Source organism: Streptococcus sp. FDAARGOS_256 (genome assembly GCF_002289235.2).
In the GTDB taxonomy this organism is placed as follows: Bacteria; Bacillota; Bacilli; order Lactobacillales; family Streptococcaceae; genus Streptococcus.
In genome coordinates this window covers 882,945-909,576 of record NZ_NTGM02000001.1, presented here as the reverse complement: position 1 = coordinate 909,576, position 26,632 = coordinate 882,945, and the positions used below count along the sequence as shown (strand labels likewise).

25 protein-coding genes are annotated in these 26,632 nt (G+C 41.1%); 18 read left to right on the top strand and 7 right to left on the bottom strand.

Annotated features, from left to right (window positions below):
* Positions 1 to 35 precede the first annotated feature (35 nt).
* The 8 genes from ezrA to A6J84_RS04640 all read left to right on the top strand — a co-directional run bounded on the left by ezrA (position 36) and on the right by A6J84_RS04640 (position 13,224).
* Entirely contained in the window at positions 36 to 1,763 is a 1,728-nt protein-coding gene (gene ezrA, locus A6J84_RS04680) for a septation ring formation regulator EzrA (RefSeq protein ID WP_000064804.1), read from the top strand.
* A gap of 102 nt (positions 1,764 to 1,865) precedes the next feature.
* Complete coding sequence (pgdA, locus tag A6J84_RS04675; protein WP_095726152.1) at positions 1,866 to 3,257, top strand: peptidoglycan-N-acetylglucosamine deacetylase PgdA; 1,392 nt, start codon at positions 1,866 to 1,868, stop codon at positions 3,255 to 3,257.
* An 81-nt stretch (positions 3,258 to 3,338) separates the two neighbouring features.
* The gene (locus tag A6J84_RS04670; RefSeq protein ID WP_095726151.1) at positions 3,339 to 4,181 is read left to right on the top strand and encodes an aldo/keto reductase; all 843 of its coding nucleotides are present in this window, start codon (positions 3,339 to 3,341) and stop codon (positions 4,179 to 4,181) included.
* Between the two features lie 289 nt (positions 4,182 to 4,470).
* Entirely contained in the window at positions 4,471 to 8,982 is a 4,512-nt protein-coding gene (locus A6J84_RS04665) for a S8 family serine peptidase (protein WP_095726150.1), read from the top strand.
* A 317-nt stretch (positions 8,983 to 9,299) separates the two neighbouring features.
* Complete coding sequence (locus A6J84_RS04655; protein ID WP_095726149.1) at positions 9,300 to 9,671, top strand: GFA family protein; 372 nt, start codon at positions 9,300 to 9,302, stop codon at positions 9,669 to 9,671.
* Between the two features lie 35 nt (positions 9,672 to 9,706).
* Positions 9,707 to 10,624, top strand: coding sequence for a glycine--tRNA ligase subunit alpha (gene glyQ, locus A6J84_RS04650; protein ID WP_000038733.1), 918 nt, complete (start codon positions 9,707 to 9,709; stop codon positions 10,622 to 10,624).
* 264 nt (positions 10,625 to 10,888) lie between these two features.
* Positions 10,889 to 12,925, top strand: a complete 2,037-nt coding sequence (glyS, locus tag A6J84_RS04645; protein WP_095726148.1) for a glycine--tRNA ligase subunit beta — start codon at positions 10,889 to 10,891, stop codon at positions 12,923 to 12,925.
* A gap of 41 nt (positions 12,926 to 12,966) precedes the next feature.
* Positions 12,967 to 13,224 (top strand): DUF896 family protein, encoded by a 258-nt coding sequence (locus tag A6J84_RS04640; protein ID WP_000371290.1) that lies wholly within the window; start codon positions 12,967 to 12,969, stop codon positions 13,222 to 13,224.
* An 83-nt stretch (positions 13,225 to 13,307) separates the two neighbouring features.
* Here A6J84_RS04640 and A6J84_RS04635 read toward each other — a convergent pair whose 3' ends face one another.
* Genes A6J84_RS04635 through A6J84_RS04625 form a run of 3 tightly spaced genes read right to left on the bottom strand, consistent with a single transcriptional unit; the run spans position 13,308 to position 16,123 of the window.
* Positions 13,308 to 14,552 carry an NAD(P)H-dependent oxidoreductase gene (locus A6J84_RS04635; protein ID WP_000673672.1) on the bottom strand — a complete coding sequence of 415 codons (1,245 nt, stop codon included), beginning with the start codon at positions 14,550 to 14,552 and terminating at the stop codon, positions 13,308 to 13,310.
* Positions 14,553 to 14,569: 17 nt separating this feature from the next.
* Entirely contained in the window at positions 14,570 to 15,175 is a 606-nt protein-coding gene (locus A6J84_RS04630; protein ID WP_000915932.1) for an NADPH-dependent FMN reductase, read from the bottom strand.
* An 18-nt stretch (positions 15,176 to 15,193) separates the two neighbouring features.
* A complete protein-coding gene (locus A6J84_RS04625) occupies positions 15,194 to 16,123 on the bottom strand; it encodes an FAD:protein FMN transferase (RefSeq protein WP_025171822.1) in 930 nt (309 codons plus the stop codon).
* A gap of 307 nt (positions 16,124 to 16,430) precedes the next feature.
* Here A6J84_RS04625 and nox point away from each other — a divergent pair, with 307 nt between their 5' ends.
* The 3 genes from nox (at position 16,431) to pdxT (ending at position 19,571) form a co-directional block, all read left to right on the top strand.
* Positions 16,431 to 17,810 carry a H2O-forming NADH oxidase gene (nox, locus tag A6J84_RS04620; protein WP_000036761.1) on the top strand — a complete coding sequence of 460 codons (1,380 nt, stop codon included), beginning with the start codon at positions 16,431 to 16,433 and terminating at the stop codon, positions 17,808 to 17,810.
* Between the two features lie 303 nt (positions 17,811 to 18,113).
* The gene (pdxS, locus tag A6J84_RS04615) at positions 18,114 to 18,989 is read left to right on the top strand and encodes a pyridoxal 5'-phosphate synthase lyase subunit PdxS (protein ID WP_095726482.1); all 876 of its coding nucleotides are present in this window, start codon (positions 18,114 to 18,116) and stop codon (positions 18,987 to 18,989) included.
* On the top strand, positions 18,990 to 19,571 hold the full coding sequence (pdxT, locus tag A6J84_RS04610) for a pyridoxal 5'-phosphate synthase glutaminase subunit PdxT (RefSeq protein WP_000689955.1): 582 nt from the start codon (positions 18,990 to 18,992) through the stop codon (positions 19,569 to 19,571).
* A gap of 19 nt (positions 19,572 to 19,590) precedes the next feature.
* On the opposite strand, the gene trhA is transcribed toward pdxT, so the two are convergent.
* Both trhA and A6J84_RS04600 read right to left on the bottom strand, forming a co-directional pair.
* The gene (trhA, locus tag A6J84_RS04605) at positions 19,591 to 20,238 is read right to left on the bottom strand and encodes a PAQR family membrane homeostasis protein TrhA (protein WP_001097976.1); all 648 of its coding nucleotides are present in this window, start codon (positions 20,236 to 20,238) and stop codon (positions 19,591 to 19,593) included.
* Entirely contained in the window at positions 20,235 to 20,681 is a 447-nt protein-coding gene (locus tag A6J84_RS04600) for a DUF1836 domain-containing protein (protein WP_009729970.1), read from the bottom strand. Before A6J84_RS04600 ends, trhA begins: the two co-directional genes overlap by 4 nt.
* A 134-nt stretch (positions 20,682 to 20,815) precedes the next feature.
* Between A6J84_RS04600 and A6J84_RS04595 the strand changes: the two genes are divergently transcribed.
* The 7 genes from A6J84_RS04595 (at position 20,816) to trxB (ending at position 25,170) form a co-directional block, all read left to right on the top strand.
* A complete protein-coding gene (locus A6J84_RS04595) occupies positions 20,816 to 21,310 on the top strand; it encodes a GNAT family N-acetyltransferase (protein ID WP_000405849.1) in 495 nt (164 codons plus the stop codon).
* Positions 21,307 to 21,822, top strand: a complete 516-nt coding sequence (locus tag A6J84_RS04590; protein ID WP_095726147.1) for a methylated-DNA--[protein]-cysteine S-methyltransferase — start codon at positions 21,307 to 21,309, stop codon at positions 21,820 to 21,822. Before A6J84_RS04595 ends, A6J84_RS04590 begins: the two co-directional genes overlap by 4 nt.
* Before the next feature lie 12 nt (positions 21,823 to 21,834).
* Positions 21,835 to 22,191, top strand: a complete 357-nt coding sequence (locus tag A6J84_RS04585) for an arsenate reductase family protein (RefSeq protein ID WP_000889069.1) — start codon at positions 21,835 to 21,837, stop codon at positions 22,189 to 22,191.
* Between the two features lie 156 nt (positions 22,192 to 22,347).
* Complete coding sequence (locus A6J84_RS04580) at positions 22,348 to 23,148, top strand: amino acid ABC transporter permease (RefSeq protein WP_000637477.1); 801 nt, start codon at positions 22,348 to 22,350, stop codon at positions 23,146 to 23,148.
* Positions 23,148 to 23,891, top strand: coding sequence for an amino acid ABC transporter ATP-binding protein (locus tag A6J84_RS04575; RefSeq protein ID WP_000590975.1), 744 nt, complete (start codon positions 23,148 to 23,150; stop codon positions 23,889 to 23,891). Before A6J84_RS04580 ends, A6J84_RS04575 begins: the two co-directional genes overlap by 1 nt.
* Positions 23,892 to 23,968: 77 nt before the next feature.
* Positions 23,969 to 24,193, top strand: coding sequence for a DUF4059 family protein (locus tag A6J84_RS04570; RefSeq protein ID WP_000926603.1), 225 nt, complete (start codon positions 23,969 to 23,971; stop codon positions 24,191 to 24,193).
* Positions 24,194 to 24,258: 65 nt separating this feature from the next.
* Positions 24,259 to 25,170, top strand: a complete 912-nt coding sequence (trxB, locus tag A6J84_RS04565) for a thioredoxin-disulfide reductase (RefSeq protein ID WP_095726146.1) — start codon at positions 24,259 to 24,261, stop codon at positions 25,168 to 25,170.
* A 37-nt stretch (positions 25,171 to 25,207) separates the two neighbouring features.
* Here the strand turns inward: trxB and rlmB are convergent, their stop codons facing one another.
* Together rlmB and def are read right to left on the bottom strand one after the other, a co-directional pair.
* Positions 25,208 to 25,936, bottom strand: coding sequence for a 23S rRNA (guanosine(2251)-2'-O)-methyltransferase RlmB (rlmB, locus tag A6J84_RS04560; RefSeq protein ID WP_007517462.1), 729 nt, complete (start codon positions 25,934 to 25,936; stop codon positions 25,208 to 25,210).
* Between the two features lie 44 nt (positions 25,937 to 25,980).
* Positions 25,981 to 26,592 (bottom strand): peptide deformylase, encoded by a 612-nt coding sequence (def, locus tag A6J84_RS04555; RefSeq protein ID WP_095726145.1) that lies wholly within the window; start codon positions 26,590 to 26,592, stop codon positions 25,981 to 25,983.
* Positions 26,593 to 26,632: the final 40 nt, after the last annotated feature.

Below are 26,632 nucleotides of genomic sequence, written 5' to 3'. Positions count from 1 at the left end.
CATTACGATTGTTTCTAGTATAAAAGGAGTTTGATATGTCTAATGGACAACTAATTTATCTAATGGTTGCGATTGCAGTCATTCTGATCTTAGCTTATGTAACAGCCATCTTTTTACGTAAGCGTAATGTAAGCAGATTAACGGCCCTTGAAGAAAGAAAAGAAGAACTCTACAACCTTCCTGTAAATGATGAGGTTGAAGCCGTTAAAAACATGCACTTGATTGGTCAAAGCCAGGTGACCTTCCGTGAATGGAACCAAAAATGGGTTGATTTATCTCTGAACTCATTTGCTGATATCGAAAATCACCTCTTTGAAGCTGAAAGCTACAATAATTCTTTCCGTTTCTTTAAAGCAGCTCACAAGATTGATCAAATTGAAAGCCAGATTGGTTTAATTGAAGAGGATATTGCAGCTATTCGCAATGCCCTTTCTGAACTTGAGAAACAAGAATCTAAGAATAGTGGCCGTGTCCTTCATGCCTTGGACTTGTTTGAATCCCTTCAACATACCGTTGCAGAAGATTCAGAGAAGTATGGGAAGGCCCTTCCTGAGATTGAGAAGCAATTGGAAAACATCCAATCTGAATTCTCTCAATTTGTTACCCTAAATTCATCAGGTGACCCAGTTGAAGCGGCAGCAATTCTTGATTCAACTGAAAATCATATTCTCGCTTTGACACACATCGTTGAGCGAATTCCAGCTCTTGTTGAAACCTTGACAAAGGAATTGCCAGAACAATTAGCAGATTTGGAAGAAGGCTATCGCAAGCTGTTGGATGCCAACTACCACTTTACAGAAACAGATATTGAGTCTCGTTTCCAACTTTTGCATGAATCTCTGAAAAATAATCAAGAAAATATTCGTCAGTTGGAATTGGACAATGCAGAGTATGAAAATAATCGCATCCAAGAAGAAATCAACGCACTTTATGATATCTTCACTCGTGAAATTGCAGCTCAAAAAGTGGTTGAAAGTCTTCTTGCTACATTACCAACTTATCTCAACCACTTGAAAGAAAATAATCAGGTGCTTGTTCAGGACCTTGAACGCTTGACTAAAACCTACCTTCTTCCTGAAAGTGATGGCAATCATGTTCGTCGTCTTCAAGCAGAATTGGCTGCACTTGATACAGCTATCTTAGAGGTAACAGAAGACCAAGGCGAGCCAACTCAAGCCTTCTCTGTTCTTGAAGAACAGTTGGAAATGCTTCAAAGCAACCTCAAGGATATAGAGGATGAGCAAATCTCTGTTAGCGAACGACTTGCGCAAATTGAAAAAGACGACCTCAATGCTCGCCAAAAAGCAAATGTCTATGTGAACCGTTTGCATACTATCAAACGTTACATGGAGAAGAGAAACTTGCCAGGTATTCCTCAAAGTTTCTTGAAACTTTTCTTTACTGCAAGTCATAACACAGAAGATTTGATGGCAGAGTTAGAACAACCACAAGTGAATATTGAATCGGTTAAACGAATTCTTGAAGTCGCAACAAATGATATGGAAGCACTTGAAACAGAAACCTATGATATCGTTCAATATGCAACCTTGACTGAGCAACTACTCCAATACTCAAACCGTTACCGTTCATTTGATGAGCGTATCCAAGAGGCCTTCAACGAAGCGCTTGAAATTTTTGAAAAAGAGTTTGACTACCAGGCGTCATTTGAAAAAATTTCACAAGCCTTGGAAGTTGCTGAACCAGGAGTCACAAACCGTTTTGTAACTTCATATGAGAAAACACGTGAAACGATTCGTTTCTAAACGAGAAGCTTAGATATTTCTAAGCTTTTTTATTTTTCTAAAAAGAAATCAGAATTCTTGTTTATCATTGAAATAATAGCCTCGATTTGATATGATGGAAATATGAAAAAAAATAGAGCGAAACGTGTTTCTCACGATAAAACGAGAAGGCTATTGCTTTCCCTTGTTGGAATCTTAGGAATTGCTACGATTCTATTAGGAAGTGCTATTGGTTATAAGCTACTACAAAAGCAATCTTACGAACAAAAAATTGAAGCGCTAAAAAGCGAAAAGGACCAGCAATTCAACTCAGGTAGTCAGAAGGACCATTTCCGAAAAGGTCAAGCTGAGGTGATTGCCTACTACCCTCTGCAAGGAGAGGAAGTCATTGCGTCTGTTAGAGAAAAAATCAACCAGGATATTAAAGAAAAGCTGGAAGATAAAGAGGACTTGGTCTTTTATTATAGTGAGCAATTGGATCCCGTCTTAAAGGGAGTTGTTGCTCGTAATATCAGCAAGCAAGTCTATGATTTGTCTGCATTAAAGGTTGAAGAAAAAGAAAAGACTTCCTTAGGGAAAATTTTCTTGACTGAAGATGGGAAAGATTTTGACCTCAGTAGACTTTTCAAAGATGCAAGCAAGGCTAAGGAACTCTTACTGACTCAAATCAAATCAACTCTAGAAGATAAGAAACTTGACCAGGAAAAAATTGATCAAGTTATAAAGAGCTTCACAGACCAAGAATTGACATCTTGGAGCTTTGATTATAAGGATAGTCAAATCATCCTTTATCCTGCTAATGCTGGAGAGACTGTTGAGGAAATTGCTTTACCAATATCCAGTTTCTTTGATGTCATTGAGTCTTCTTATCTATTAGAAAAGGATGCTGAACTTTACCAAGCATACTTTGCTAAGAAAAATAAAAAGGTTGTAGCCTTGACCTTTGACGATGGTCCAAATCCAACTACAACCACACAGGCTTTGGATACTTTAGCTAAATATGGTGTAAAAGCAACCTTCTTTGTACTTGGTAAAAACATTGCAGGTAATGAAAATCTTCTAAAACGAATGAAATCAGAAGGTCATGTTGTAGGAAACCACAGCTGGAGTCATCCCGTTCTTTCACAACTTTCGCTCGAAGACGCTAAAAAGCAAATCACTGATACAGAAGATTTGTTAACTCAAGTTTTAGGATCAAGCTCTAAACTGATGCGCCCACCTTATGGTGCCATCACTGATGATATTCGAAACGGCCTTGATTTAAGCTTCATCATGTGGGACGTGGATAGTTTGGACTGGAAGAGTAAAAACGAGACAGCCATTTTGACAGAGATTCAACGTCAGGTTCGCAATGGTTCCATCATCCTCATGCATGATATTCATGGTCCTTCGGTTAATTCTCTACCAAGTGTCATTGAGTATTTAAAGGGTGAAGGGTATACATTTGTGACCGTTCCTGAATTGCTCAATTCTCGCTTGAAAGCTCACGAGATCTATTACGATCGTGATCAATAATTGTTAAAATCTAAAGGGGCAAGTGTTCTGATAATCAGGATTTTGTTTCTTTAGATTTTCTTCACATAGAAAGGAAAAACGATGAAATCTTACAACCTTAATAATGGAGTTTCAATTCCTGTACTAGGATTTGGAACATGGAAAGCTGAAAATGGAGAGGTAGCCTACCAAGCCGTTTTAGAAGCCTTAAAGGCTGGCTATCGTCATATCGATACTGCAGCTATCTATAAAAATGAGGAAAGTGTTGGTCGTGCTATTCGAGATAGCGGTCTTCCACGACAAGAAATCTTTGTAACGACCAAACTCTGGAATACCAATCACAGCTATGATGAAGCTCGCCAAGCATTTGAAGAATCAATGGAAAAACTGGGATTGGATTATCTAGATTTGTACCTTATCCATTGGCCAAATCCAAAACCTTTAAGAGAAAATGACGAATGGAAAACTCGCAATGCTGAAGTCTGGAGAGCGATGGAGGACCTTTACCAAGAAGGAAAAATCCGTGCTATCGGCGTTAGTAATTTCCTTCCCCATCATTTGGATGCCTTGCTTGAGACAGCAAGAATTATCCCGGCGGTCAATCAGGTACGCTTGGCTCCAGGAGTTTATCAAGAGGAAGTGGTTGACTACTGTAAAGAGAAAGGAATTCTCTTAGAGGCATGGGGACCATTTGGGCAAGGGGAGTTGTTTGAACAGAAAGAAGTCCAAAAAATTGCTGCGAAGCATGGGAAAACAGTGGCTCAAATTGCCATGGCTTGGAGTTTGGCAGAAGGATTTTTACCCCTACCTAAGTCCGTGACAGCCTCTCGCATCCAGAGCAATCTTGACTGTTTTGGAATTGAACTCAGCAAAGACGAGCGAGAAGTCTTAAAGACAATTTCAGTGACTTCGGGCGCACCTCGTGTGGATGAGATGGATTTTTAATTTTTAAAATCGATTTATACCGAATTAACAAAGACTAGGAATTTTAAATCCTAGTCTTTTTATGTATAAAAAATCTAAATTGTTTGTATAATGAAATAATTTTATGGATTGAAATATAGGAACGAATTTAAAAAACTTTGGTTTGATGGGGCAAATAACACGAATTATAAAATTAAATAAGTAAAATATATACGTAAATATTACATTTTTGTGACAATTCAGATTTTTATGAAAATTTATGATTATTTGCGTTATAATAGGTATACTTTAAAGAAAAAGGAGATTATTTATGAATAGACGACAACGTTTTTCATTACGGAAATACAAATTTGGTCTTGCTTCAGTTTTATTGGGAACTGCATTGGTTTTTGGAGCAAGTCAAGTCAGTGCCAATGAGCAGAGTACAGGTGAAAATCAAGCTCAAACTCAGGAAATTAAGACAGAGCTAAAAGACGATAAACACTCAAACTCTTCTACTGACCAAACCAATACTAATGGGATAGCACCAGTAGTTGGAGAGAAACAAGAAGTTGAAACTTCTAAAGAGGATGCTAGTAAACAAGATGCTAAGGTAGATGCTCCGGTTGATAAAACTGCTGAAGCCCAAGAATCAGGAAAAGATAGCGCAGTTGCAAAAGAAGAAAATCAAGGTGTCGTTCAAAAAGAAACAACAGTCGATACCAGTACAGCGCCTGCTACTGAGAAGGCCTCTACCATAGAGAAAAAAGAGGCTAAAGCAACGACAGCTCCTAAAACTACTGGAGAAACAGCAACTACTGAAAAAGAACAAGAAAAAGCTGAGTCTGCAAAACCCAATAGTCTTTCAAGCAATGATATCATCACAGTACCGAAAACTTGGAAGGCTGGTTACAAGGGGACAGGGACCGTTGTTGCCATTATTGACTCAGGGCTTGATTTGAATCATGAGGTTCTTCGAATTTCGGATCCGTCAAAAGCAAAATTTAAAAACAAGGAAGCCATCGAAGCAGCTAAAAAGGCTGCTGGAATCGACTACGGTAAATGGTATAGCGATAAGGTTGTCTATGCCTATGACTACTTTGACGGAACAGATAAGATCAAAGAAGCAGAAAGAACTTCTCATGGGATGCACGTAACAGGGATTGCTGCTGGAAACCCTGATAAAGAAGCACCGAATGGTGAAAAGGTCTATGGTGTTGCACCAGAAGCCCAAGTCATGTTTATGCGTGTCTTTTCAGATCGCCAAAAGACGACCAGTTCTGCTCTTTATGTAAAGGCGATTGATGACGCAGTTGCCTTAGGAGCAGATGCCATTAATATGAGTTTGGGATCTAGCACTGGTTCTATGGTCGATGCTGGTTCTGATATTGTGGATGCCATCAAACGGGCTCGTGCCAAGGGAGTTTCTGTTCTTATCTCAGCAGGAAATAGTAATACATTCGGAAATGGTTATTCAAAACCACTAGCTGAAAACCCAGACTATGGCTTGGTTGGAAATCCATCCACTGTTGAGGATTCGATTTCAGTTGCTTCTGTCAACAATAAAACATTGACAACAGCCGTTTTTGAAGTCAAAGGTCTAGAGGGAAATGCCGGCCTTCATAACGGAAAATTTGATTATAATCAACCTGAGGCAGATAAGGACTTTGAAAAAGGAAAAGAGTACGAATACGTCGAAGCAGGGTTAGGTCGTGAAGAAGACTTTGCGAAGTTGGATTTAACTGGGAAACTTGCCCTCATTCAGCGTGGAGCTATGAACTTTTCAGAGAAAATCAAAAATGCACGAAAACATGGTGCACTTGGTGCCTTGATCTACAATAATGTAGAAGGAGCGAACATCAATATGGCTATTGATGATGAAGCAAAGAAAATTCCTTCTGTATTTATTTCTAAACAGTATGGTGAAGCCTTAAAATCAGGAAAATACAAGATTGTTTTTAATGACAAGATGGATAATCGCCCTTCTGATGTAGCCAATCAGTTATCTGACTTTTCAAGTTGGGGAGTGACTACTGATGGACAATTGAAACCAGACGTGACAGCTCCTGGCGGCAATATCTACTCATCCTTTAATGACAATACCTATGGTAGTATCAGCGGAACCAGTATGGCGGCTCCTCACGTTACGGGTGTTGCAGTTCTGGTTAAGGAATACCTTCAAAAACACCATCCAGAATTGACTCCTGAGCAAGTATCAGAGACTGTCAAGGCCTTGATCATGTCAACTGCAAAACCACATGTTAATAAGGACACAGGCACTTATACCTCTCCTCGTCAGCAAGGTTCTGGTATTGTGGATACAGCTGCTGCAGTGTCAACAGACCTCTATGTAACGGGTGAAAATGGCTATCCAAGCGTGACTTTAGGAAATGTTGGAGATCAATTTACTTTCAAGGTCACTGTACACAATATTTCAGATACTGACCGTACTCTCAAGATGGTAGTGAATACCAATACAGACGAGGTCCAAGATGGAAAATTCACCCTTCGACCTCGAAAACTAACGGAGACAGTCTGGCCTGAAGTGACAGTCAAAGCCCACAGCAGTCAAACAGTCACTGTTAAAGTGGATGCTCGAAAATTTGCTGCTGAACTCAGCAAACAAATGCCAAATGGCTATTTCCTTGAAGGTTTTGTTCGCTTTGTAGATCCAGCAGATGATGGGGATATTGTGAGTCTTGCATTTATGGGCTTCCGAGGAGAGTTCCAAAATCTCCCCGCTGTCGAAAAACCAATTTACAATCTTGTCCGAGAAGGGAAAAATGGATTTTACACAGAGGTAGACAAGGAAAATCCTGCCGTTAACTACTCTAATGATGCCACCTATCTCGCAACCTTGCAAAATGACCTTCTAGTTTCTAAAGGTCAACGCCAAGGACGCCGAATTACTGTTCTTGGAATCGAACAAAATGCTGAAGGTAAGCATGTTCTTCAGTTGGACGAAAAAGGGAATGTCCGTATTGCCATTTCTCCAAACGATGATGGAAACAAAGACTTAGTCGAATACAAAACGGTTGCTTTGAGAAATCTTGTAAATCTTCGTGCAACAGTTTATGCGGCTACGGATACTAAGCATGAACATCCTATTTGGGAGGGCGATGCAAAGGATCTGCGTAAGAATTATTTTGATGGTGACAGTAGAAATCTGAAGAGTTATATTCTAGATAATACTGCTTGGAGAGGTCAGGATTTTGATGGGAATACTGTTGCGGATGGTTTATATGACTATGTTATTAGTTACACACCAGACGTTCCAGGAGCCAAAGAACAATACACGACCTTCAAAATTCAAATTGATACTCAAAAACCTGTCATCACAAGTGGATATATTCGATTTAAAGATGGAAACCAAGAATTTGTAGCTCGCAAACCAAAAGATGTGGGTCAAGGCGGTATCCTTTCAGAAAAAGTCTTCTACCTCACACCATTTGACCAGAAAGGGACCATGGTTCTATCTGAGAAAGACCAGTCTGGAACTCGTGCACTTGAGAACACCCATCTGATTAAGGCAAATGCTGATGGTAGTTATACACTTCCTAAGGATGTTGACAAGGCTAATATTTACTATCTTGTTGAGGACTATGCAGGAAATGTAGACTATATCTCACTTGCTGAACTTGTGCGCGATCAAAATAATGGTCGAGTGAAAATTGCCTTGAAGGATGCAAAAACAAATCAGGATATTGATACCCTCTACGTCTATCGAATCAAAAATAGCAAGGGGCAATATGTTGATGTTGACAAGACAAAAGCGATTCATTTCTTACAGTTTGGTCATTATACAGCAGAAATTTTCAGTTATGACCGAACAGAATTGAAATTTATCAGTGCCTTGTCCCAAGAGTTTGACTTGACGGAAGAAAATAGTTTCCAAACCATTACCTTCCTAGCAAATCTCCTAGAATATGCACCAGTGTCTGTTTCCTTCAATCAAGCAGTTCCAAAGACGACTACTGTGATTCTGAAAGGAGAAGATGGGACAAGTATTACTCTTCCTGCTGAAAAATACGGTCAATACGCCTTTGGTAAGAAAGTTGCTACAGGTCGTTATACTGTACAAGTCACCTTGCCAACTGGATATGAACTCCTTGAAGATCTCGTTTCCTTGCTCGTTCAGCCAGGTCGAAATAATGCTTTGCGTCTATCTGTTGTGTCTAAGTTGGCCTTGATTGCTGCGGTAAATCAACAAAAAGAACTGGTAGAAATGTCTCGTTACTTTAATAGTAGTGCAGATAAGAGAAAAGCTTATGATCAAGCTTTCCAAGTGGCACAGTCAGCCTTGTCAAGCAAATTAAAGCAAGAATTGATTGATAGAGTTCTCGCTAGTCTTGAAGCTGCTGGTAAAGCTTTGGATGGAAAAGATTCGAACGTTACAGCCTTGAAAGAAGCTATGAAAGCTTACTACGCAACGACTAAAACTGGACGATATGCGAATGCCAAGGAAAAAGTACGTCGAGCTTATGATCGTGCCTTCCAAGAAATTGCCTTACTAGCTGTAGATCCTAAAGTCAAACAGGATCAAATTGACCAATCTCTCATTGCCCTAGCAACAGCTAAAAGCAAACTGAATGGCAAAGCTACTGACTTCTCTAGTCTGAAGAAACTGGTCAAAGATGAACGCCTTTTCCAAGAAAAGAACGCGAGATTTATCTATGCAGACAAGAAAGAAAAAGCAGCTTATCTTTTAACTTTTAAAGAGGCACAGGAACTCCTTAAAGATCCAGGAGCGAGCCAAGAAGATGTCAAAGATGCCATTACAGCATTGAAACAAGCCAAGAGAAATCTGCATGGCAAAAAACCAAAAGCGAAAAGACATCCTTAAACAGGAGTTTCTGAAGCTTTACTAATAAATGAGTCTGGAACTTTGTTTTCAGACTCATTTTTGGTTTACACTAGCTAGAAAATCTGCTATAATACTAGCTAGGAAAGAAAGTCTTATGGCGTTCTTCAAGCGAGCTTGGGGTAGTGGGAGCCAAGTAGAACAAGGTAAGAAACTGGCGCTTTCTGTCGTATTTTTAAAAACAATGAAGTAATAAATTAGGGTGGAACCGCGTTTCTGACGCCCCTAGTCGCAAGGCTTGGGTGTTGAAATTCGGTTCTTTTTGAATTTCGTCTAATGCCTAAGTAGAAAGGAGCATAATGCTTAAAGGATCTTGTTTATGCAAAGCAGTGACCTACACCTTAGATGAGGAATTGTCGGAATTAGTTTTTTGCCACTGCTCATTCTGTCGGAAAGCAACTGCGTCTGCCTATACAGTGAATGCCAAAGTTGGCAGTAAAAACCTAGTATTGCATGGAAAAGAACAGTTGGTTACCTATAGTTCATCTCCAGGAAAACAACGCTATTACTGTCAGAACTGTCATAGTCAAATTTTCACTGCTCAAGAAAATATACCAGAAGTCTGTGCTTTGAAACTAGGTACAATAGACGAATGCGATCAGAATTTACAAACGGTTCCCAAACGTCATATTTTTCAGGACCCAGCTTTTTCTTGGTTGCTTGATGAATAAAGCTAAAAAGATAATATAAATTAAAGGAGTAAACAATGTCTAAGAAATTAACATTTCAAGAAATTATTTTGACTTTGCAACAATTTTGGAATGACCAAGGTTGTATGCTTATGCAGGCTTATGACAATGAAAAAGGTGCAGGGACGATGAGCCCTTACACTTTCCTTCGTGCTATCGGACCTGAACCATGGAATGCGGCTTATGTAGAACCATCACGTCGTCCTGCTGACGGTCGTTATGGAGAAAATCCTAACCGTCTCTACCAACACCACCAATTCCAAGTAGTCATGAAGCCTTCTCCATCAAATATTCAAGAGCTTTACCTTGAGTCTTTGGAAAAATTGGGCATCAATCCTTTGGAGCACGATATCCGCTTCGTTGAAGATAACTGGGAAAATCCATCGACTGGTTCAGCTGGTCTCGGTTGGGAAGTTTGGCTTGATGGGATGGAAATCACTCAGTTCACTTACTTCCAACAAGTCGGTGGATTGGCAACAGGCCCTGTGACTGCGGAAGTTACCTATGGTTTGGAACGCTTGGCTTCTTATATTCAAGAAGTGGACTCTGTCTATGATATTGAGTGGGCTGATGGTGTAAAATACGGAGAAATCTTTATCCAGCCTGAGTATGAGCACTCAAAATATTCATTTGAAATTTCGGACCAAGAAATGTTGCTGGAAAACTTTGATAAGTTTGAAAAGGAAGCTGGTCGTGCCTTGGAAGAAGGCTTGGTTCACCCTGCCTATGACTATGTTCTCAAATGTTCACACACCTTTAATCTGCTTGATGCGCGTGGTGCCGTATCCGTAACAGAGCGTGCAGGCTATATCGCTCGTATCCGTAACTTAGCCCGTGTCGTAGCCAAAACCTTTGTCGCAGAACGCAAACGCCTAGGTTACCCACTTTTGGATGAAGCAACACGAGCTAAACTCCTAGCAGAAGACGCAGAATAGTAAGTAATACTGTGCTCTAAAATCGTTAAAGACAAGTCGAAGACTTGCTAGAGGGATATGCACCGCCGTACTGTTATGTGGGGATTTTTGAAACCTTGGGTTCAAAAATCAGTCAGCTAAATCCACTTTGATGAGTCTGTAAGGAAATCTTAGTTTATTTGGTATAAGATTTCCTTACAGACTCACAAAAGTTAGTTAGCGACGTCCCCAGTACCTAAGGTGCATATCAAAAGAAAAGATTGAAGAAGATGTAAAGGAAAAAACATGACAAAAAACTTATTAGTAGAACTCGGTCTTGAAGAGTTACCAGCCTACGTAGTAACTCCAAGCGAAAAACAACTAGGTGAAAAAATGGCAGCCTTCCTCAAGGAAAACCGCCTTTCCTTTGAAGCCATTCAAACCTTCTCAACACCACGTCGTTTGGCTGTTCGTGTGACTGGTCTTGCAGACAAACAGTCTGATTTGACAGAAGATTTCAAGGGTCCAGCAAAGAAAATTGCCTTGGATAGTGATGGAAACTTCACCAAAGCAGCTCAAGGATTTGTCCGTGGAAAAGGCTTGACAGTTGAAGATATTGAATTCCGTGAAATCAAGGGTGAAGAATATGTCTATGTTACAAAGGAAGAAATTGGTCAAGCAGTTGAAGCCATTGTTCCTGGTGTTGTAGATGTCTTGAAGTCCTTGACTTTCCCTGTCAGCATGCACTGGGCTAACAATACTTTTGAATATATCCGCCCTGTACACACTTTGACAGTTCTTTTAGATGAAGAAGAGTTTGACTTGTATTTCCTTGATATCAAGGGCGATCGTGTGAGTCGTGGTCATCGTTTCTTGGGACAAGAAACTAAGATTCAGTCAGCATTGAGCTATGAAGAAGACCTTCGTGCACAGTTTGTAATCACGGATCCACGTGAACGTGAGCAAATGATTGTTGACCAAATCAAAGCCATCGAAGCTGAACATGGTGTACGTATCGAAATTGATGCGGACTTGCTGAATGAAGTCTTGAACTTAGTTGAATACCCAACTGCCTTCATGGGAAGTTTTGATGCCAAATACCTTGAAGTTCCAGAAGAAGTTTTGGTAACTTCGATGAAAGAACACCAACGTTATTTTGTTGTTCGTAATCAAGATGGTAAACTCTTGCCAAACTTCATTTCTGTTCGTAACGGAAACGCAGAGCATTTGGAAAATGTTATCAAGGGTAATGAAAAAGTCTTAGTGGCCCGCTTGGAGGACGGAGAATTCTTCTGGCGTGAAGACCAAAAATTGGTGATTTCTGACCTTGTTGAAAAATTAAACAACGTCACCTTCCACGAAAAGATTGGTTCTCTTCGTGAACACATGATTCGTACTGGTCAGATTGCTATTCTCTTGGCAGAAAAAGCTGGCTTGTCAGTGGATGAAACAGTTGACCTTGCTCGTGCAGCAGCTATTTACAAGTTTGACTTGTTGACAGGTATGGTTGGTGAGTTTGATGAACTTCAAGGAATTATGGGTGAGAAATATGCCCTCCTTGCTGGGGAAACTCCAGCAGTTGCGGCTGCTATTCGTGAACACTACATGCCTACATCAGCTGACGGAGCTCTTCCAGAGAGTAAGGTGGGAGCCATTCTAGCCATTGCAGACAAATTGGATACGATTTTGAGTTTCTTCTCAGTAGGCTTGATTCCATCAGGTTCTAATGACCCTTATGCCCTTCGTCGTGCGACGCAAGGTGTTGTTCGTATCTTGGATGCCTTTGGTTGGCATATTGCTATGGATGAGCTGATCGATAGCCTTTACAGCTTGAAATTTGACAGCTTGACTTATGAAAATAAAGCAGAGGTTATGGACTTTATCAAGGCTCGTGTTGATAAGATGATGGGTTCTACTCCAAAAGATATCAAGGAAGCAGTTCTTGCAAGTTCAAACTTTGTTGTGGCGGATATGCTAGAAGCAGCAAGTGCTCTTGTGGAAGCAAGCAAGAAAGAAGACTTCAAACCATCTGTCGAATCCCTCTCACGTGCTTTCAACTTGGCTGAAAAAGCCGAAGGAACTGATACTGTTGATCCTGCTCTCTTTGAGAATGAAGAAGAGAAAGCCTTGGCAGAAGCCGTAGAATCACTTGTTTTGTCAGGGACTGCAAGTCAGCAATTAGAACAACTCTTTGCGCTTAGCCCAGTTATTGATGCTTTCTTTGAAAATACCATGGTAATGGCTGAAGATCAGACTGTTCGACAAAATCGTTTGGCAATCTTGTCGCAATTAACCAAGAAAGCAGCTAAGCTCGCTCGTTTTAACCAAATCAATACTAAATAAACTCAGTCAAACGGACTGTATCTTATCACAAAGGAGAGGAAATGGATCCGAAAAAAATCGCTCGTATCAATGAGCTTGCCAAAAAGAAAAAAACAGAAGGCTTAACTTCTGCTGAAAAAGTGGAACAAGCTAAACTTCGTGAGGAGTACATCGAAGGCTATCGTCGATCTGTTCGTCACCACATCGAGGGAATCAAAATTGTGGACGAGGAAGGCAATGACGTCACACCAGAAAAACTACGTCAGGTACAACGTGAAAAAGGTTTGCACGGCCGTAGTATAGATGATCCTAACTCATAAAATGAAAGGGGGTGTAGATGATTTACATTCCCCTTTTCTTTTGCAATAAAAAAGAAGGAGCCAAATGGCTCCTTTTTGGTTTCTTAGTTGCTTGCACCAGAAGTAGCATCAGCGTCACCACCGTGGCCTCCAGCATCACCTGAATCAGAAGCACCAGAAGTAGCATCGGCGTCTCCATGACCTCCAGCTGCAGGAGCAAATGGTCCGCTACCACCCACCAAACGTTGACCAGTCTCTTTTAGGTACCAGTCAAGCCATGGTTGGAAGTTAAAGACGATTTCATTGATACCAGCGTATGATCCATCAGGATAGTACATTGCTTGGTAGTTGTGGGTGTTGATGACACCTGCAGGAGAACCTGGAACGATCGTACGGACGTATTCTTGGTTTCCGTTGCGAAGTGTTCCGATAACCCACTCTACATTCTTCATTCGTGCTGGTGGAAGAGAACCATGGACAGTCGACATACGGCTACCTGATTGAGGTGGTACACGTTTAGCAAACATGGTGTCTGGATCTTGGTGAGCGTTGTTGTAGTAGAGGAATTGGTTGTTGTCGTCAGCGTATGTCAATTCAAATGGCATAGCTTTCAAGAACATATCAATTTGGTTAACTGTCAGGATACCGTGGTCTAATTTGACATAGGTATCACCAGAAACAGCTCCAGTGATTGCAGCAACTTTTTCTACCCATTCTGGATCGTCAGGGTCAACTTCTGTAATGGTTGTAGCAATTGGTTTTCCACAATCCAAGTCTTCTGGTTCGATTGGTTTTGGTTTTTTCAATTTCGAAACGACTCCTACGTATTTAACAAAGTTATCTAAGCAAGTTTCAAGGAATTTAACAGTTCCTTCGTTGGTGATGTTTCCATTGTTATCAAAAGCTTCTTTGGCTTTACCAAGAAGGAATTCATTACCTGGTAATGTGTAGGCATTGACACCTGGAGCGTCAAGGATCTTACGAAGGTGAACTTGGGCACGTGAAGTTCCTTGGTCGTAGTATGATGCACCCACAATCATAACAGGTTTGTTTTCAAATGGATGAACTTCGTATGAAAGCCATTCAAGAACAGATTTGAGAGAAGCTGAGATAGTGTGGTTGTGCTCAGGAGTGGCGATAATGACACCATCAGCACGTGTAATCTTGTTGTACAAGAATCGCAATTGGAAGCTTTCGTCCCATTTTTCGTCTTGGTTAAACATTGGAACTTCGTCGATTTCAAGGACTTCTAATTCAAATTTGAATTTAAAATTACGACGGATAAATTCCAAGAGTTTGCGGTTATATGATTGATCGTAGTTTGATCCAACAAGTCCAACAAATTTCATTCTTTCGGTCTCCTATCTTACAAATTTTCCCAGTCGAATTCTTCAGCATCTTTGCGAAGCAATTCTTGTGCATTGCGCAATTTCTCAGTAATCTTCACAAAGATACGGAAGTCATCAAAGATGGCATCCAATTTCTTGATAACATCAAGGTCAACCAAGTCACCACTTGGGTTAAATGATTGAAGAGAGTGAGAAAGCAAGAATTCATCTGGTAGAACATTTGCCTTGATTTCAGGAGCGTTCAAAATTTGACGAAGTTGCAATTGGGCACGAGATGAACCAAGTGTACCGTATGAAGCACCAGTAATCATGATTGGTTTGTTCAAAAGTGGGTAGATACCATAAGATAGCCAAGCAAGAGCGCTCATCAAAACTGCAGGGATAGAGTGGTCGTACTCAGGGGTACCGATGATGACACCATCGGATGCTTCAATTTTAGCTGCAATTTCAAGAATGTCAGCAGGAAGTTGCTTATCTGCTGGTTTGTTGAAAACAGGGATATCCTTGATTTCAACGAGTTCAATTTCAGCTTTATCAGCAAAGTGTTTTTGCATGTATTGGAGCAATTGGCGGTTTGTAGAACGTTTAGAGTTCGTTCCAACAATGGCAATAAGTTTTAGCATGAGATTTCCTTTCTCTTTTTACATAATACAATTTTGAAGGCCTGAAGAACAAGCAAGGCGTCCTTCTTTGTCGATGAGGATGGCTTCAATACCATCTATACTTTCGACTTGCCAGAGGATAGAAGCGCTTCGCTCTCCGAAAAGGCGTGTTGTCCATATCTCACCATCAACGGATTTATCAGAGATAATCGTTAGGCTAGCGAGATCGGTTTCGACAGGGAATCCTGTCTTACTATCAAAGATATGGTGATAGTCTTTTCCATCTACTGTCAGGTGGCGTTCATAGATACCTGAAGTGACAACGGATTTGTTAGAAGCAGGAATGGTTAGGAGATGATTGCCACGAGGATTTCGCGGATCTTGAATCCCAATCTGCCAGGCTTTCCCTTCTTTGGCTTGGTTATTCCCGATGGTGAGGATATTTCCTCCGAGATTGATCAAGGCAGAGGTGACACCGTGTGCTTTTAAATACTGGGCAACCTTATCTGCACTATAGCCCTTAGCTAAACAACCTAAATCAAGCTTCATTCCTTTCTTCTCTAAAAAGACAGTAGAGCTAGTCGGATCCAACTTGATAAAATGCGGGTCAACTAGTGGCAAGACAGCTTCGATTTCTTTAGAGTCTGGAAGCCGTGCATCTGCAAATCCGATTCGCCAGGTTTGAATCAAGGGACCAATACTGATATTTAGATGGCTAGACGGAGCTAGGCTATGCTCCAGTCCAAGAGCAATCAGTTCAAACAGGTCAGGATGAACCTTAACAGGTGCGATTCCAGCTTGGTAGTTGATTTCCATCAGTTCGGATTCTTGACTGTTGGCGTTAAAGCGGTATTCGAGTTCCTTGAGCAAATCAAAGGCTCCTTGAAGTAGGCAATCAGCCTGTTCACCTACTAATGAAATCGTAATCGTTGTTCCCATTAGCCGTTCAGAACGTGAATGAAGAGGCAAGCTACCAGCTCCTTTCTCTTTATAGGAAATCATTCAATATAAGGTCGTTAAAGAAAAATTAAACCCCTTACATTTTCTTTCCATGTATCTAGCATATCATAAAGTCAGCGTTTTCACAAATGAATTTTGACAAAAAGTCAAGAAATATGCTCAAAACTAATATGAAAGCGATAGAAAAATTGGATTTATCAATGTTAAGTGTATTTTTTTCTGAAAAAAAGAGAATTCTGAGCAAATATCTTGTAAACGCTAACAGTAAATGATATACTAGAAAGGTAAATCAAAAATTAAAGGTAGGAATTTTTCTATGAGTAAAATCGTTGTAGTTGGTGCTAACCACGCTGGTACAGCTTGTATTAATACGATGTTGGACAACTTCGGACATGAGAACGAAATCGTAGTATTTGACCAAAACTCAAATATTTCATTCCTTGGTTGTGGAATGGCGCTTTGGATCGGGGAACAAATTGATGGCCCAGAAGGTCTCTTCTACTCTGATAAAGAAAAATTGGAAGCAAAAGGTGCTAAAGTTTACATGAACTCACCAGTTCTTTCAATTGACTACGATAACAAAGTTGTGACTGCAGAAGTTGAAGGTAAAGAACACAAAGAGTCTTATGATAAATTGATCTTTGCAACTGGTTCAACTCCAATCTTGCCTCCAATCGAAGGTGTTGAAATCGTTAAGGGTAACCGCGAATTCAAAGCGACTCTTGAAAATGTACAATTTGTTAAATTGTACCAAAACGCTGAAGAAGTTATTGAAAAACTTGAAGACAAGAGCAAACACCTTGAGCGCATTGCCGTTGTTGGTGGTGGTTACATCGGTGTAGAACTTGCTGAAGCTTTCGAGCGTCTTGGAAAAGAAGTAGTGCTTGTAGATATTGTAGACACTGTCTTGAACGGCTACTATGACAAAGACTTTACTCAAATGATGGCGAAGAACTTGGAAGACCACAACATTCGCTTGGCTCTTGGTCAAACAGTTAAAGCCATCCAAGGTGATGGAAAAGTTGAACGCTTGGTAACAGACAAAGAAACATTTGATGTGGATATGGTGGTTCTTGCTGTTGGTTTCCGTCCAAACACAGCTCTTGCTGATGGTAAGATTGAACTCTTCCGTAACGGTGCCTTCCTTGTAGATAAGAAACAAGAAACATCTATCCCAGGTGTATACGCTGTTGGTGACTGTGCAACTGTTTATGACAATGCTCGTAAAGACACTAGTTACATCGCACTTGCTTCTAACGCTGTACGTACTGGTATCGTTGGTGCTTATAACGCTTGTGGTCATGAATTGGAAGGAATCGGAGTTCAAGGATCAAACGGTATCTCTATCTACGGTCTTCACATGGTTTCGACTGGTTTGACTCTTGAAAAAGCCAAAGCTGCAGGCTATAATGCAACTGAAACTGGCTTTAACGATCTTCAAAAACCAGAATTTATCAAACATGACAACCACGAAGTTGCCATCAAGATTGTCTTTGACAAAGACAGCCGCGAAATCCTTGGTGCACAAATGGTTTCACATGATGCTGCTATCAGTATGGGAATCCACATGTTCTCACTTGCTATCCAAGAGCATGTAACAATTGATAAATTGGCTTTGACAGACCTATTCTTCTTGCCACATTTCAACAAACCATACAACTACATTACAATGGCTGCACTTACAGCTGAAAAATAAAAATTGACGAGCTATCTGGCCTTAAGTTAAGGTCAGATAGTTTTTTAGTTATACTCTTCGAAAATCAAATTCAAACCACGTCAGCTTCGCCTTACCGTATATATGTTACTGACTTCGTCAGTTCTATCTACAACCTCAAAGCAGTGCTTTGAGCAACCTGTGGCTAGCTTCCTAGTTTGCTCTTTGATTTTCATTGAGTATCAATCTGTACCCACACAATTATCCTTTTTTTATCTTGTACTTCATTCTAATCTGACATAAAATAAAATGGTAGCTACCAATACAAGTGAAGAGGAAAAAGAAATGACTGAAAATCGTTATGAACTAAATAAAAACTTGGCGCAGATGCTTAAGGGTGGTGTTATTATGGATGTGCAGAACCCTGAACAGGCCCGTATCGCAGAGGCTGCTGGCGCGGCAGCTGTCATGGCCTTGGAGCGGATTCCAGCCGATATTCGTGCAGCTGGCGGTGTTTCCCGTATGAGTGATCCAAAGATGATTAAGGAAATCCAAGAAGCGGTGAGCATTCCAGTGATGGCCAAGGTTAGAATTGGACATTTTGTAGAGGCTCAGATTTTGGAGGCCATTCAGATCGACTATATCGATGAGAGTGAAGTGCTTTCTCCAGCTGACGACCGTTTCCATGTAGACAAAAAAGAATTTCAAGTACCTTTTGTCTGTGGGGCTAAGGACTTGGGGGAAGCCCTGCGTCGTATCGCCGAAGGAGCTTCTATGATTCGTACGAAGGGAGAACCAGGGACAGGAGATATCGTTCAAGCTGTTCGTCATATGCGCATGATGAATCAAGAAATTCGCCGTATTCAAAATTTACGCGAAGATGAACTCTATGTCGCAGCAAAAGAACTCCAAGTTCCTATAGAATTAGTCCAATACGTCCATGAACATGGTAAGTTGCCAGTTGTAAACTTTGCGGCTGGAGGTGTTGCAACACCAGCAGATGCTGCATTGATGATGCAACTGGGGGCAGAAGGTGTTTTTGTTGGATCAGGTATTTTCAAGTCAGGAGATCCTGTTAAACGAGCAAGTGCCATTGTCAAAGCTGTAACCAACTACCAAAATCCTCAAATTTTGGCTCAAATCTCTGAAGACCTAGGGGAAGCCATGGTTGGTATCAATGAGAATGAAATCCAAATTCTTATGGCAGAGCGAGGAAAATAGATGAAAATCGGAATATTAGCCTTGCAAGGTGCCTTTGCAGAACATGCAAAAGTGCTAGAAAAGTTAGGTGTTGTTAGTGTAGAAATCAGAAATTTAGATGATTTTCAACAACATCAGAGTGACTTGGCGGGTTTGATATTACCTGGCGGTGAGTCTACAACCATGGGCAAACTCTTGCGTGACCAACAGATGTTGATTCCCATCCGAGAAGCCATTCTATCTGGATTACCCGTTTTTGGGACCTGTGCGGGTTTAATCTTGCTAGCTAAGGAAATTATTTCTCAGGAAGAAAGTCATCTAGCGACTATGGACATAGTAGTTGAGCGCAATGCCTATGGGCGTCAACTAGGAAGTTTTTATACAGAGGCAGAATGTAAGGGAGTCGGTCAGATTCCCATGACCTTTATTCGCGGTCCGATTATCAGTAGTCTTGGAGAGGGTGTGGAAATCCTAGCAACTGTAGATGACCAAATCGTTGCTGCGCAAGAACAGAATATGCTGGTAACCTCTTTTCATCCGGAATTGACTGATAATGTGCGCTTGCACCAGTATTTTATCAATATGTGTAAAGAAAAAAGTTGAGAAAAGATTCTCAACTTTTTTACATGTAATAAACAATCGCGATATATTGGAGTGCAGATGCCGCTAGGATAAAGAGATGCCAAATCATGTGGAAATAAGGTTTTTTCTTAGCGTAAAATCCAGCTCCAACTGTATAACAGAGTCCGCCAGTTACCATGAGACTCCAGAAAATTGGCGTTGTTTGACTGATAATGGCAGGAATGATAGCTAGAACCAACCAGCCCATAATCAGGTAAAGGGCAAGGCTGAATTTCTCATTAACCTTTTTAGCAAAGATTTTATAGAGGATGCCAAAGATGGTTGTTCCCCACTGAATGGCAATGATCAGATAGCCAAACCAGTTATTCATCAAGGTCAAGACGACGGGCGTATAAGAGCCTGCGATAGCCACATAAATCATAGAATGGTCAATGATTCGCAAGACGTATTTGTGAGTCGAACCATAGGCCATAGAGTGGTAAATGGTTGACGAGAGGAACATGAGAAATAGACTGATAACAAAGATAGAAACGCCAAAAGACGATAAAAATCCATGTACTTCATAACTATAGGTGGATGAAATAGGGAGTAAGATGAGCATGATGACGGCACCGACAGCATGGGTCACGCTATTAGCAATTTCCTCTCCAAAACTGAGTTTTTTACTGAGTTTTAGGCTAGTATTCATTGGGATACCTCCTCTTCTTTGTTAAGGATTAAGTCTAGAGTTTGATGATAGAGTTTAACCGTTTGACAGCTAGTTTGGATAATAGGATTTTCTGGATCAATCCCATGGTTCATGTAGTTCACAAAAGCATCGTAGAGCTGGTCTGAGCTCACTTGAGTTTGCAGACTATTAAGTGTCTGGGCGATTTCTTGGATCGAAAAGACAGACTTGAGAGTAGTGATGGCAATCAAACGGGCAATCTGTTTGCGTTGGTATTTTTTCTTGTCAGGCTTTGTCAGGTAACCATGTTTGACATAGTTATTGACCATAGATGCTGTTAACCCCTTGTCCTTATCTGGAGAGATAGGGGCACAGACTTGATTGACATAAAGTAAAACCTGATCCAGATAGAGGTCAATGTTTGGAATGTCTTCCCATTTTGGGTAGGAAAAGATAGAATTCATTTCCAACTCCTTTTTATCTAGTTTCAATAACTAGATTATAAAATAATAAAAAATAAAAGTCAAGTTTCAACTGCTTGTAGAAAGCTTTAAATTATGCTATGATGAGAGAAATTAGTTAGAAATGAGGGGAAGAGATGGAGATTCGTTTAGCTTTTCCAAACGAAGTTGATGCGATTATGCAGGTGATGGAGGATGCCAAAAAGTGTTTAGCTAAGTCTGGTAGTGGCCAGTGGCAAAATGGCTATCCAAATGCTGACATCATTATTGATGATATTATCTCAGGCCAAGCTTATGTGGCCTTGGAAGAGGGAGAACTGCTAGCCTATGCTGCTGTGACCAAGAGCCCAGAGGAAGCCTATGAAGCCATTTATGAAGGAAGTTGGCAGGGGGAAGAATCAGAATATCTGGTCTTTCACCGTATCGCTGTGGCAGCAGATGTACAAGGACAAGGTGTTGCTCAGACTTTCCTAGAAGGCTTGATTGAAGGTTTTGATTATCTAGATTTTCGTTCAGATACGCATGCACAAAACAAGGCCATGCAGCATATCTTTGAAAAGCTAGGTTTCCAACAGGTCGGTAAAGTTCCAGTTGATGGGGAACGCTTGGCCTATCAGAAATTAAAAAAATGAAGCAGAAAAAGTACGCCAAAAAGCTCTATCCGTCGCCAATTGGAACCTTATCCTTAGTTGCTGACGAGCAATATCTGTATGGAATTTGGGTACAGGACCAAACTCATTTTGAGAGAGGTTTGACAGCTGAACAGATAGAAGAGGTTGCCAGTCATCCGATATTGGATCAAATTGTTTCCCATTTAGATGTTTACTTTGATGGGCAATCCCAGGATTTGTCAAAACTACCCTTGGCTCCCATTGGGACGGATTTTGAAAAGTGGGTCTGGGCCTACTTACAGAGCATTCCTTATGGTCAAACAGTGACTTACGGTCAAATAGCGAAAGATTTGCAGGTGGATTCTGCCCAAGCTATTGGCGGAGCAGTGGGGCGTAATCCTTGGTCCATCCTCGTACCCTGTCACCGTGTGCTGGGATCAGGCAATCGTCTGACAGGCTATGCATCGGGAGTCGAAAAGAAAGCCTGGCTCTTGCAACATGAAGGTGCAGCATTTCAAGAAAATAAAAAATAGAAAGAAAAGAAGATGTTAGAATTTATCGAATACCCAAAATGTTCAACTTGTAAGAAAGCAAAAAATGAACTAGACCAACTCGGACTTGACTATCAAGATATCCATATTGTAGAAGAAACACCAAGTGAAGAAGTGATTTTGAACTGGTTAGAAACTTCCGGTTTTGAAGTGAAACAATTTTTCAATACTAGCGGGATCAAATACCGCGAACTAGGCCTAAAAGATAAGGTAGGAAGTTTGTCAAAACAAGAAGCAGCCAAGCTTCTAGCCAGTGATGGTATGTTATTGAAACGTCCAATTTTGGTGGAGAATGGTGCTGTTAAACAAATCGGCTATAGAAAAACCTATGAGAATTTAGATTTGAGATAGTTTTTATTTATCTCCTTGATAGGTAAAATATATAGCCTCCCTGTTTTAAAGTGTGATAAACTAGAAGATAGACAAAGTCTGAGTAGCCCGTAGCAAATAATTTGCTTGCGAACAGAAGTATGATAGAATGAATCATTATCAGGAGAGGATGTTTTTATGATTGTTACAACATTTTTAGCATCAGATTGGTACCAAAGTTTGATGCAACTCATTCCGGATGGTAAGCTCTTTAGTTTGCGTTCGGTCTTTGATGGAATTCCAAGGATTGTCCAACAACTGCCTACAACCTTGATGTTGACGCTTGGAGGTGCACTCTTTGGTTTGCTACTTGCTTTGATTTTTGCCATTGTTAAGATCAATCGTGTTAAGATTTTATATCCCTTGCAGGCCTTTTTCGTCAGCTTCTTAAAAGGCACCCCAATCCTAGTCCAACTTATGTTGACCTACTACGGAATTCCTTTGGCACTGAAAGCTATTAACCAGCAATGGGGCACTGGTTTCAATATCAATGCGATTCCAGCAGCGCTTTTTGCGATTGTGGCCTTTGCTTTTAATGAGGCGGCTTATGCAAGTGAAACGATTCGTGCAGCCATCCTTTCTGTTAATCCAGGCGAAATTGAGGCGGCGCGTAGTTTGGGTATGACTCGTGCGCAAGTTTACCGTCGTGTAATTATTCCAAATGCGGCGGTGGTAGCGACGCCGACTTTGATTAACTCCCTTATCGGTTTGACCAAGGGAACTTCTCTAGCCTTTAGTGCAGGTGTTGTGGAGGTCTTCGCCCAAGCTCAGATTTTGGGTGGAGCCGATTATCGCTATTTTGAACGTTTCATCTCCGTAGCTCTTGTTTATTGGGTAGTCAATATCGGAATTGAGAGCCTCGGTCGTTTCATCGAGAGAAAAATGGCTATCTCAGCGCCGGATGCAGTATCTACAGATGTGAAAGGAGACCTTCGTTAATGATTAAGATTTCGAATTTAAGCAAATCCTTTTCAGGACAGACTGTCTTGGATCATCTGGACTTGGATATCCAAAAGGGAGAAGTAGTAGCCTTGATTGGTTCATCTGGAGCTGGGAAGTCAACCTTTCTTCGTAGTTTGAACTACCTTGAAACTCCAGATAGTGGAACGATTCAGATTGACAATTTTAAAGTTGATTTTTCTCAGATTAGCCAAGAAGAGATCCTAACCCTTCGTCGCAAGTTGTCTATGGTTTTCCAACAGTTTAATTTATTTGAACGCCGAACTGCTCTTGACAATGTTAAGGAAGGTTTGGTTGTCGTTAAGAAATTATCGGACGATGAAGCAACAAAAATCGCTAAGGAAGAGTTGGCTAAAGTTGGTCTTTCTGACCGTGAAAACCATTACCCTCGCCACTTATCAGGTGGACAGAAGCAACGGGTTGCCCTTGCGCGTGCGCTTGCTATGAAACCAGATGTCTTGCTCTTAGACGAACCCACTTCAGCTCTAGACCCAGAATTGGTCGGTGAAGTGGAAAAGTCTATTGCAGACGCTGCCAAGTCAGGTCAGACCATGATTTTGGTCAGTCATGATATGTCTTTTGTAACCCAAGTGGCAGACAAGGTTTTATTCCTAGATAAAGGGAAAATCATCGAGTCTGGCACACCGGATGAAATCATCAATCATCCGAAAGAAGAACGAACAAAAGAATTCTTCGCTAGTTACAAACGGACTTATATTTGATATAATAGAAAAAGGAAAACTCAGTTAGTTGGACTAGCTGAGTTTACTCTTTAAAAAAGATAGAAACGAGAGAGATCATGCTGCTGCAACTGTTTTCTTTATATTTCGAGAGTTTGATCTTAACGACCATCCTGGTTGTGATTTTTTTGGGGATTTGGATTGGATTGAGAGCCATGTCTGGTGTGGACAAGACAGCCAAGGCTCGTCAAGCTCATCTCTATGATATGATTATGATTGGAGTTTTGGTCGTTCCGGTGTTATCCTTTGCCGTCATGAGTTTGCTCTTGGTTTTCAAGGCATAATCCTTGCGTGATTAGCAAGAATGAGTTAGAATAAAGATAGTTACAACAAGAAAGAAGGAATCAAAATGTACGATACGATTATTATCGGTGCTGGACCTGCGGGAATGACGGCTGCCTTATATGCTGCCCGAAGCAATCTGAAAGTGGCTTTGATTGAAGGTGGTCTGCCGGGCGGGCAAATGAACAATACATCTGATATTGAAAACTATCCAGGTTATGCCAACATCAGTGGCCCTGAATTGGCTGAAAAAATGTTTGAACCACTTGAAAACCTTGGAGTGGAGCATCTTTATGGCTATGTTGAAAATATTGAAGACCAGGGGGACTATAAGAAGGTAATCACTGATGATCAAGTTTACGAAACACGTACTGTCATCGTGGCAACTGGGTCAAAACACCGTCTCTTGGGAGTTCCCGGAGAAGAAGAACTGAACAGTCGAGGTGTTTCTTACTGTGCTGTGTGTGATGGTGCTTTCTTCCGTGACCAAGATTTGTTGGTAGTTGGTGGCGGAGATTCAGCGGTAGAAGAGGCTCTGTTCTTGACTCGCTTTGCCAAGACTGTCACTATTGTTCACCGTCGTGACCAACTTCGTGCCCAAAAGGTTTTACAAGACCGTGCCTTTGCAAATGAGAAAGTCAACTTTATCTGGGACTCTGTAGTTAAGGAAATCAAGGGTGAAAACCGAGTAGAATCTGTCGTATTTGAAAATGTGAAAACAGGTCAAGTAACAGAGCAAGCCTTTGGAGGTGTCTTTATCTACGTTGGTTTGGATCCTGTTAGCGATTTTGTTAAGGATTTGAATATCCAAGACCAGGCAGGCTGGATTGTGACAGATAACCACATGAAAACTGCCATTGACGGTATCTTTGCGGTTGGTGATGTTCGCCAAAAAGATCTTCGCCAAGTAACAACAGCAGTTGGAGATGGGGCTATCGCTGGTCAAGAAGCCTATAAATTTATCACAGAACATAGTTAAGCAAAAAAATTTCCAATCAAGTGATTGGAAACTTTTTTTATAGTCGGTTTCGGAAAACTTCGTACATGAGAATGGCTGCAGCAACACTGGCATTGAGGCTTTGAACATGTCCATTCATCGGAATGGTAATCATCTCATCGACCTGTTTTTTGATGTTGCTAGAGATACCTTTTCCTTCATTTCCGATGATGAGGGCGATTTTCCCTTTTGTATTCCACTTGTGGCAAGGGGTGCCGTTCATATCTGTTCCAAAGGTCCAGAAGCCTTCATCCTTGAGTTTGTCAAGAGTTTGGCTGAGGTTGGTCACTCGGGCAATTGGAACGTGCTCGATAGCACCTGTGGCCGTTTTGGCAACAACAGGAGTCACTCCGACAGCACGGTGCTTGGGAATGATGACACCTGAAACATTGGTCGCATCAGCAGTCCTTAAGATAGAACCTAAGTTGTGAGGGTCAGTTAGACCATCCAGAATCAACAGAAGTGGATTTTCTTCTTGGCGTGTTTTGGCAAGGATGTGATCCAGCTCGCTATAGGCAAATTCGGACACTCGTAGAACAAAACCTTGGTGGACAGCGCCTTCGGTCATTTCAGAGAGGGATTTTTTTGAGGTCCAAGAGATGGAGACCTTTTTCTCGGCAGCCAGTTCCTTGACTTTCTCAACATTCTTACCTCGGAGATCATCTTGGAGGTAGAGTTTGTTTCCTGTATTTGCAAGGAGGGCTTCGGTAACGGCGTGGACGCCATAGACAATATCATTTGTTTTCATGCCTTTATTATAACACAAAACCCCGTCTTGCAACGGGATTTTCTTTATTCGAGGATGAGGAGTCCATCTTTGATAGCAAATGGGTCTTTCTCATTGATACGATCGTAGAACATGATTCCGTTGATGTGGTCAATTTCATGTTGGACAACGATAGAGTTGTAGCCTTTGAGCTTGATACGGTGTTTTTCGCCGTCCTTGTCAAAATAATCAACAGTGACTCGGGCATGGCGGACTACATAGCCAGGCACGTTTCGGTCAACAGAAAGGCAACCTTCTCCTTCGCCAAGAGCAGCGTCCTGAACAGAGTGAGATACGATTTTTGGATTGTACATAACAGCTTGCAGGTCGTAGGATTCCTGTGGAGTTTCACCTTCTTCCACAATATTTGGCACTAAAACAGCGATAATGCGTTTTGAGATATCTAACTGAGGAGCGGCCAATCCAACCCCACCGCGGAGTCCCATCTTTTCAGCCATAAAAGGATCCTGAGAATTTTTGAGGAATTGCATCATCTTTTCTCCAAGGATGATTTCCTGGTCAGACAGTGGGAAAGTGACCTCCTCAGCAACTGCGCGAAGAGTCGGATTCCCCTCACGGATAATATCGTTCATATTAATTAAATGAGCAGCTTTTGTAATACGTTCTATAGCAGACATTTTCTCTCCTTTCATTACCTCTACATGATAACACAAAATA

Bases quoted from the DNA above. Each gene is read 5' to 3' on its own strand.
- ezrA (WP_000064804.1), top strand. From the start codon at position 36: ATGTCTAATGGACAACTAATTTATCTAATGGTTGCGATTGCAGTCATT.
- pgdA (WP_095726152.1), top strand. From the start codon at position 1,866: ATGAAAAAAAATAGAGCGAAACGTGTTTCTCACGATAAAACGAGAAGG.
- A6J84_RS04670 (WP_095726151.1), top strand. From the start codon at position 3,339: ATGAAATCTTACAACCTTAATAATGGAGTTTCAATTCCTGTACTAGGA.
- A6J84_RS04665 (WP_095726150.1), top strand. From the start codon at position 4,471: ATGAATAGACGACAACGTTTTTCATTACGGAAATACAAATTTGGTCTT.
- A6J84_RS04655 (WP_095726149.1), top strand. From the start codon at position 9,300: ATGCTTAAAGGATCTTGTTTATGCAAAGCAGTGACCTACACCTTAGAT.
- glyQ (WP_000038733.1), top strand. From the start codon at position 9,707: ATGTCTAAGAAATTAACATTTCAAGAAATTATTTTGACTTTGCAACAA.
- glyS (WP_095726148.1), top strand. From the start codon at position 10,889: ATGACAAAAAACTTATTAGTAGAACTCGGTCTTGAAGAGTTACCAGCC.
- A6J84_RS04640 (WP_000371290.1), top strand. From the start codon at position 12,967: ATGGATCCGAAAAAAATCGCTCGTATCAATGAGCTTGCCAAAAAGAAA.
- A6J84_RS04635 (WP_000673672.1), bottom strand. From the start codon at position 14,552: ATGAAATTTGTTGGACTTGTTGGATCAAACTACGATCAATCATATAAC.
- A6J84_RS04630 (WP_000915932.1), bottom strand. From the start codon at position 15,175: ATGCTAAAACTTATTGCCATTGTTGGAACGAACTCTAAACGTTCTACA.
- nox (WP_000036761.1), top strand. From the start codon at position 16,431: ATGAGTAAAATCGTTGTAGTTGGTGCTAACCACGCTGGTACAGCTTGT.
- pdxS (WP_095726482.1), top strand. From the start codon at position 18,114: ATGACTGAAAATCGTTATGAACTAAATAAAAACTTGGCGCAGATGCTT.
- pdxT (WP_000689955.1), top strand. From the start codon at position 18,990: ATGAAAATCGGAATATTAGCCTTGCAAGGTGCCTTTGCAGAACATGCA.
- trhA (WP_001097976.1), bottom strand. From the start codon at position 20,238: ATGAATACTAGCCTAAAACTCAGTAAAAAACTCAGTTTTGGAGAGGAA.
- A6J84_RS04600 (WP_009729970.1), bottom strand. From the start codon at position 20,681: ATGAATTCTATCTTTTCCTACCCAAAATGGGAAGACATTCCAAACATT.
- A6J84_RS04595 (WP_000405849.1), top strand. From the start codon at position 20,816: ATGGAGATTCGTTTAGCTTTTCCAAACGAAGTTGATGCGATTATGCAG.
- A6J84_RS04590 (WP_095726147.1), top strand. From the start codon at position 21,307: ATGAAGCAGAAAAAGTACGCCAAAAAGCTCTATCCGTCGCCAATTGGA.
- A6J84_RS04585 (WP_000889069.1), top strand. From the start codon at position 21,835: ATGTTAGAATTTATCGAATACCCAAAATGTTCAACTTGTAAGAAAGCA.
- A6J84_RS04580 (WP_000637477.1), top strand. From the start codon at position 22,348: ATGATTGTTACAACATTTTTAGCATCAGATTGGTACCAAAGTTTGATG.
- A6J84_RS04575 (WP_000590975.1), top strand. From the start codon at position 23,148: ATGATTAAGATTTCGAATTTAAGCAAATCCTTTTCAGGACAGACTGTC.
- A6J84_RS04570 (WP_000926603.1), top strand. From the start codon at position 23,969: ATGCTGCTGCAACTGTTTTCTTTATATTTCGAGAGTTTGATCTTAACG.
- trxB (WP_095726146.1), top strand. From the start codon at position 24,259: ATGTACGATACGATTATTATCGGTGCTGGACCTGCGGGAATGACGGCT.
- rlmB (WP_007517462.1), bottom strand. From the start codon at position 25,936: ATGAAAACAAATGATATTGTCTATGGCGTCCACGCCGTTACCGAAGCC.
- def (WP_095726145.1), bottom strand. From the start codon at position 26,592: ATGTCTGCTATAGAACGTATTACAAAAGCTGCTCATTTAATTAATATG.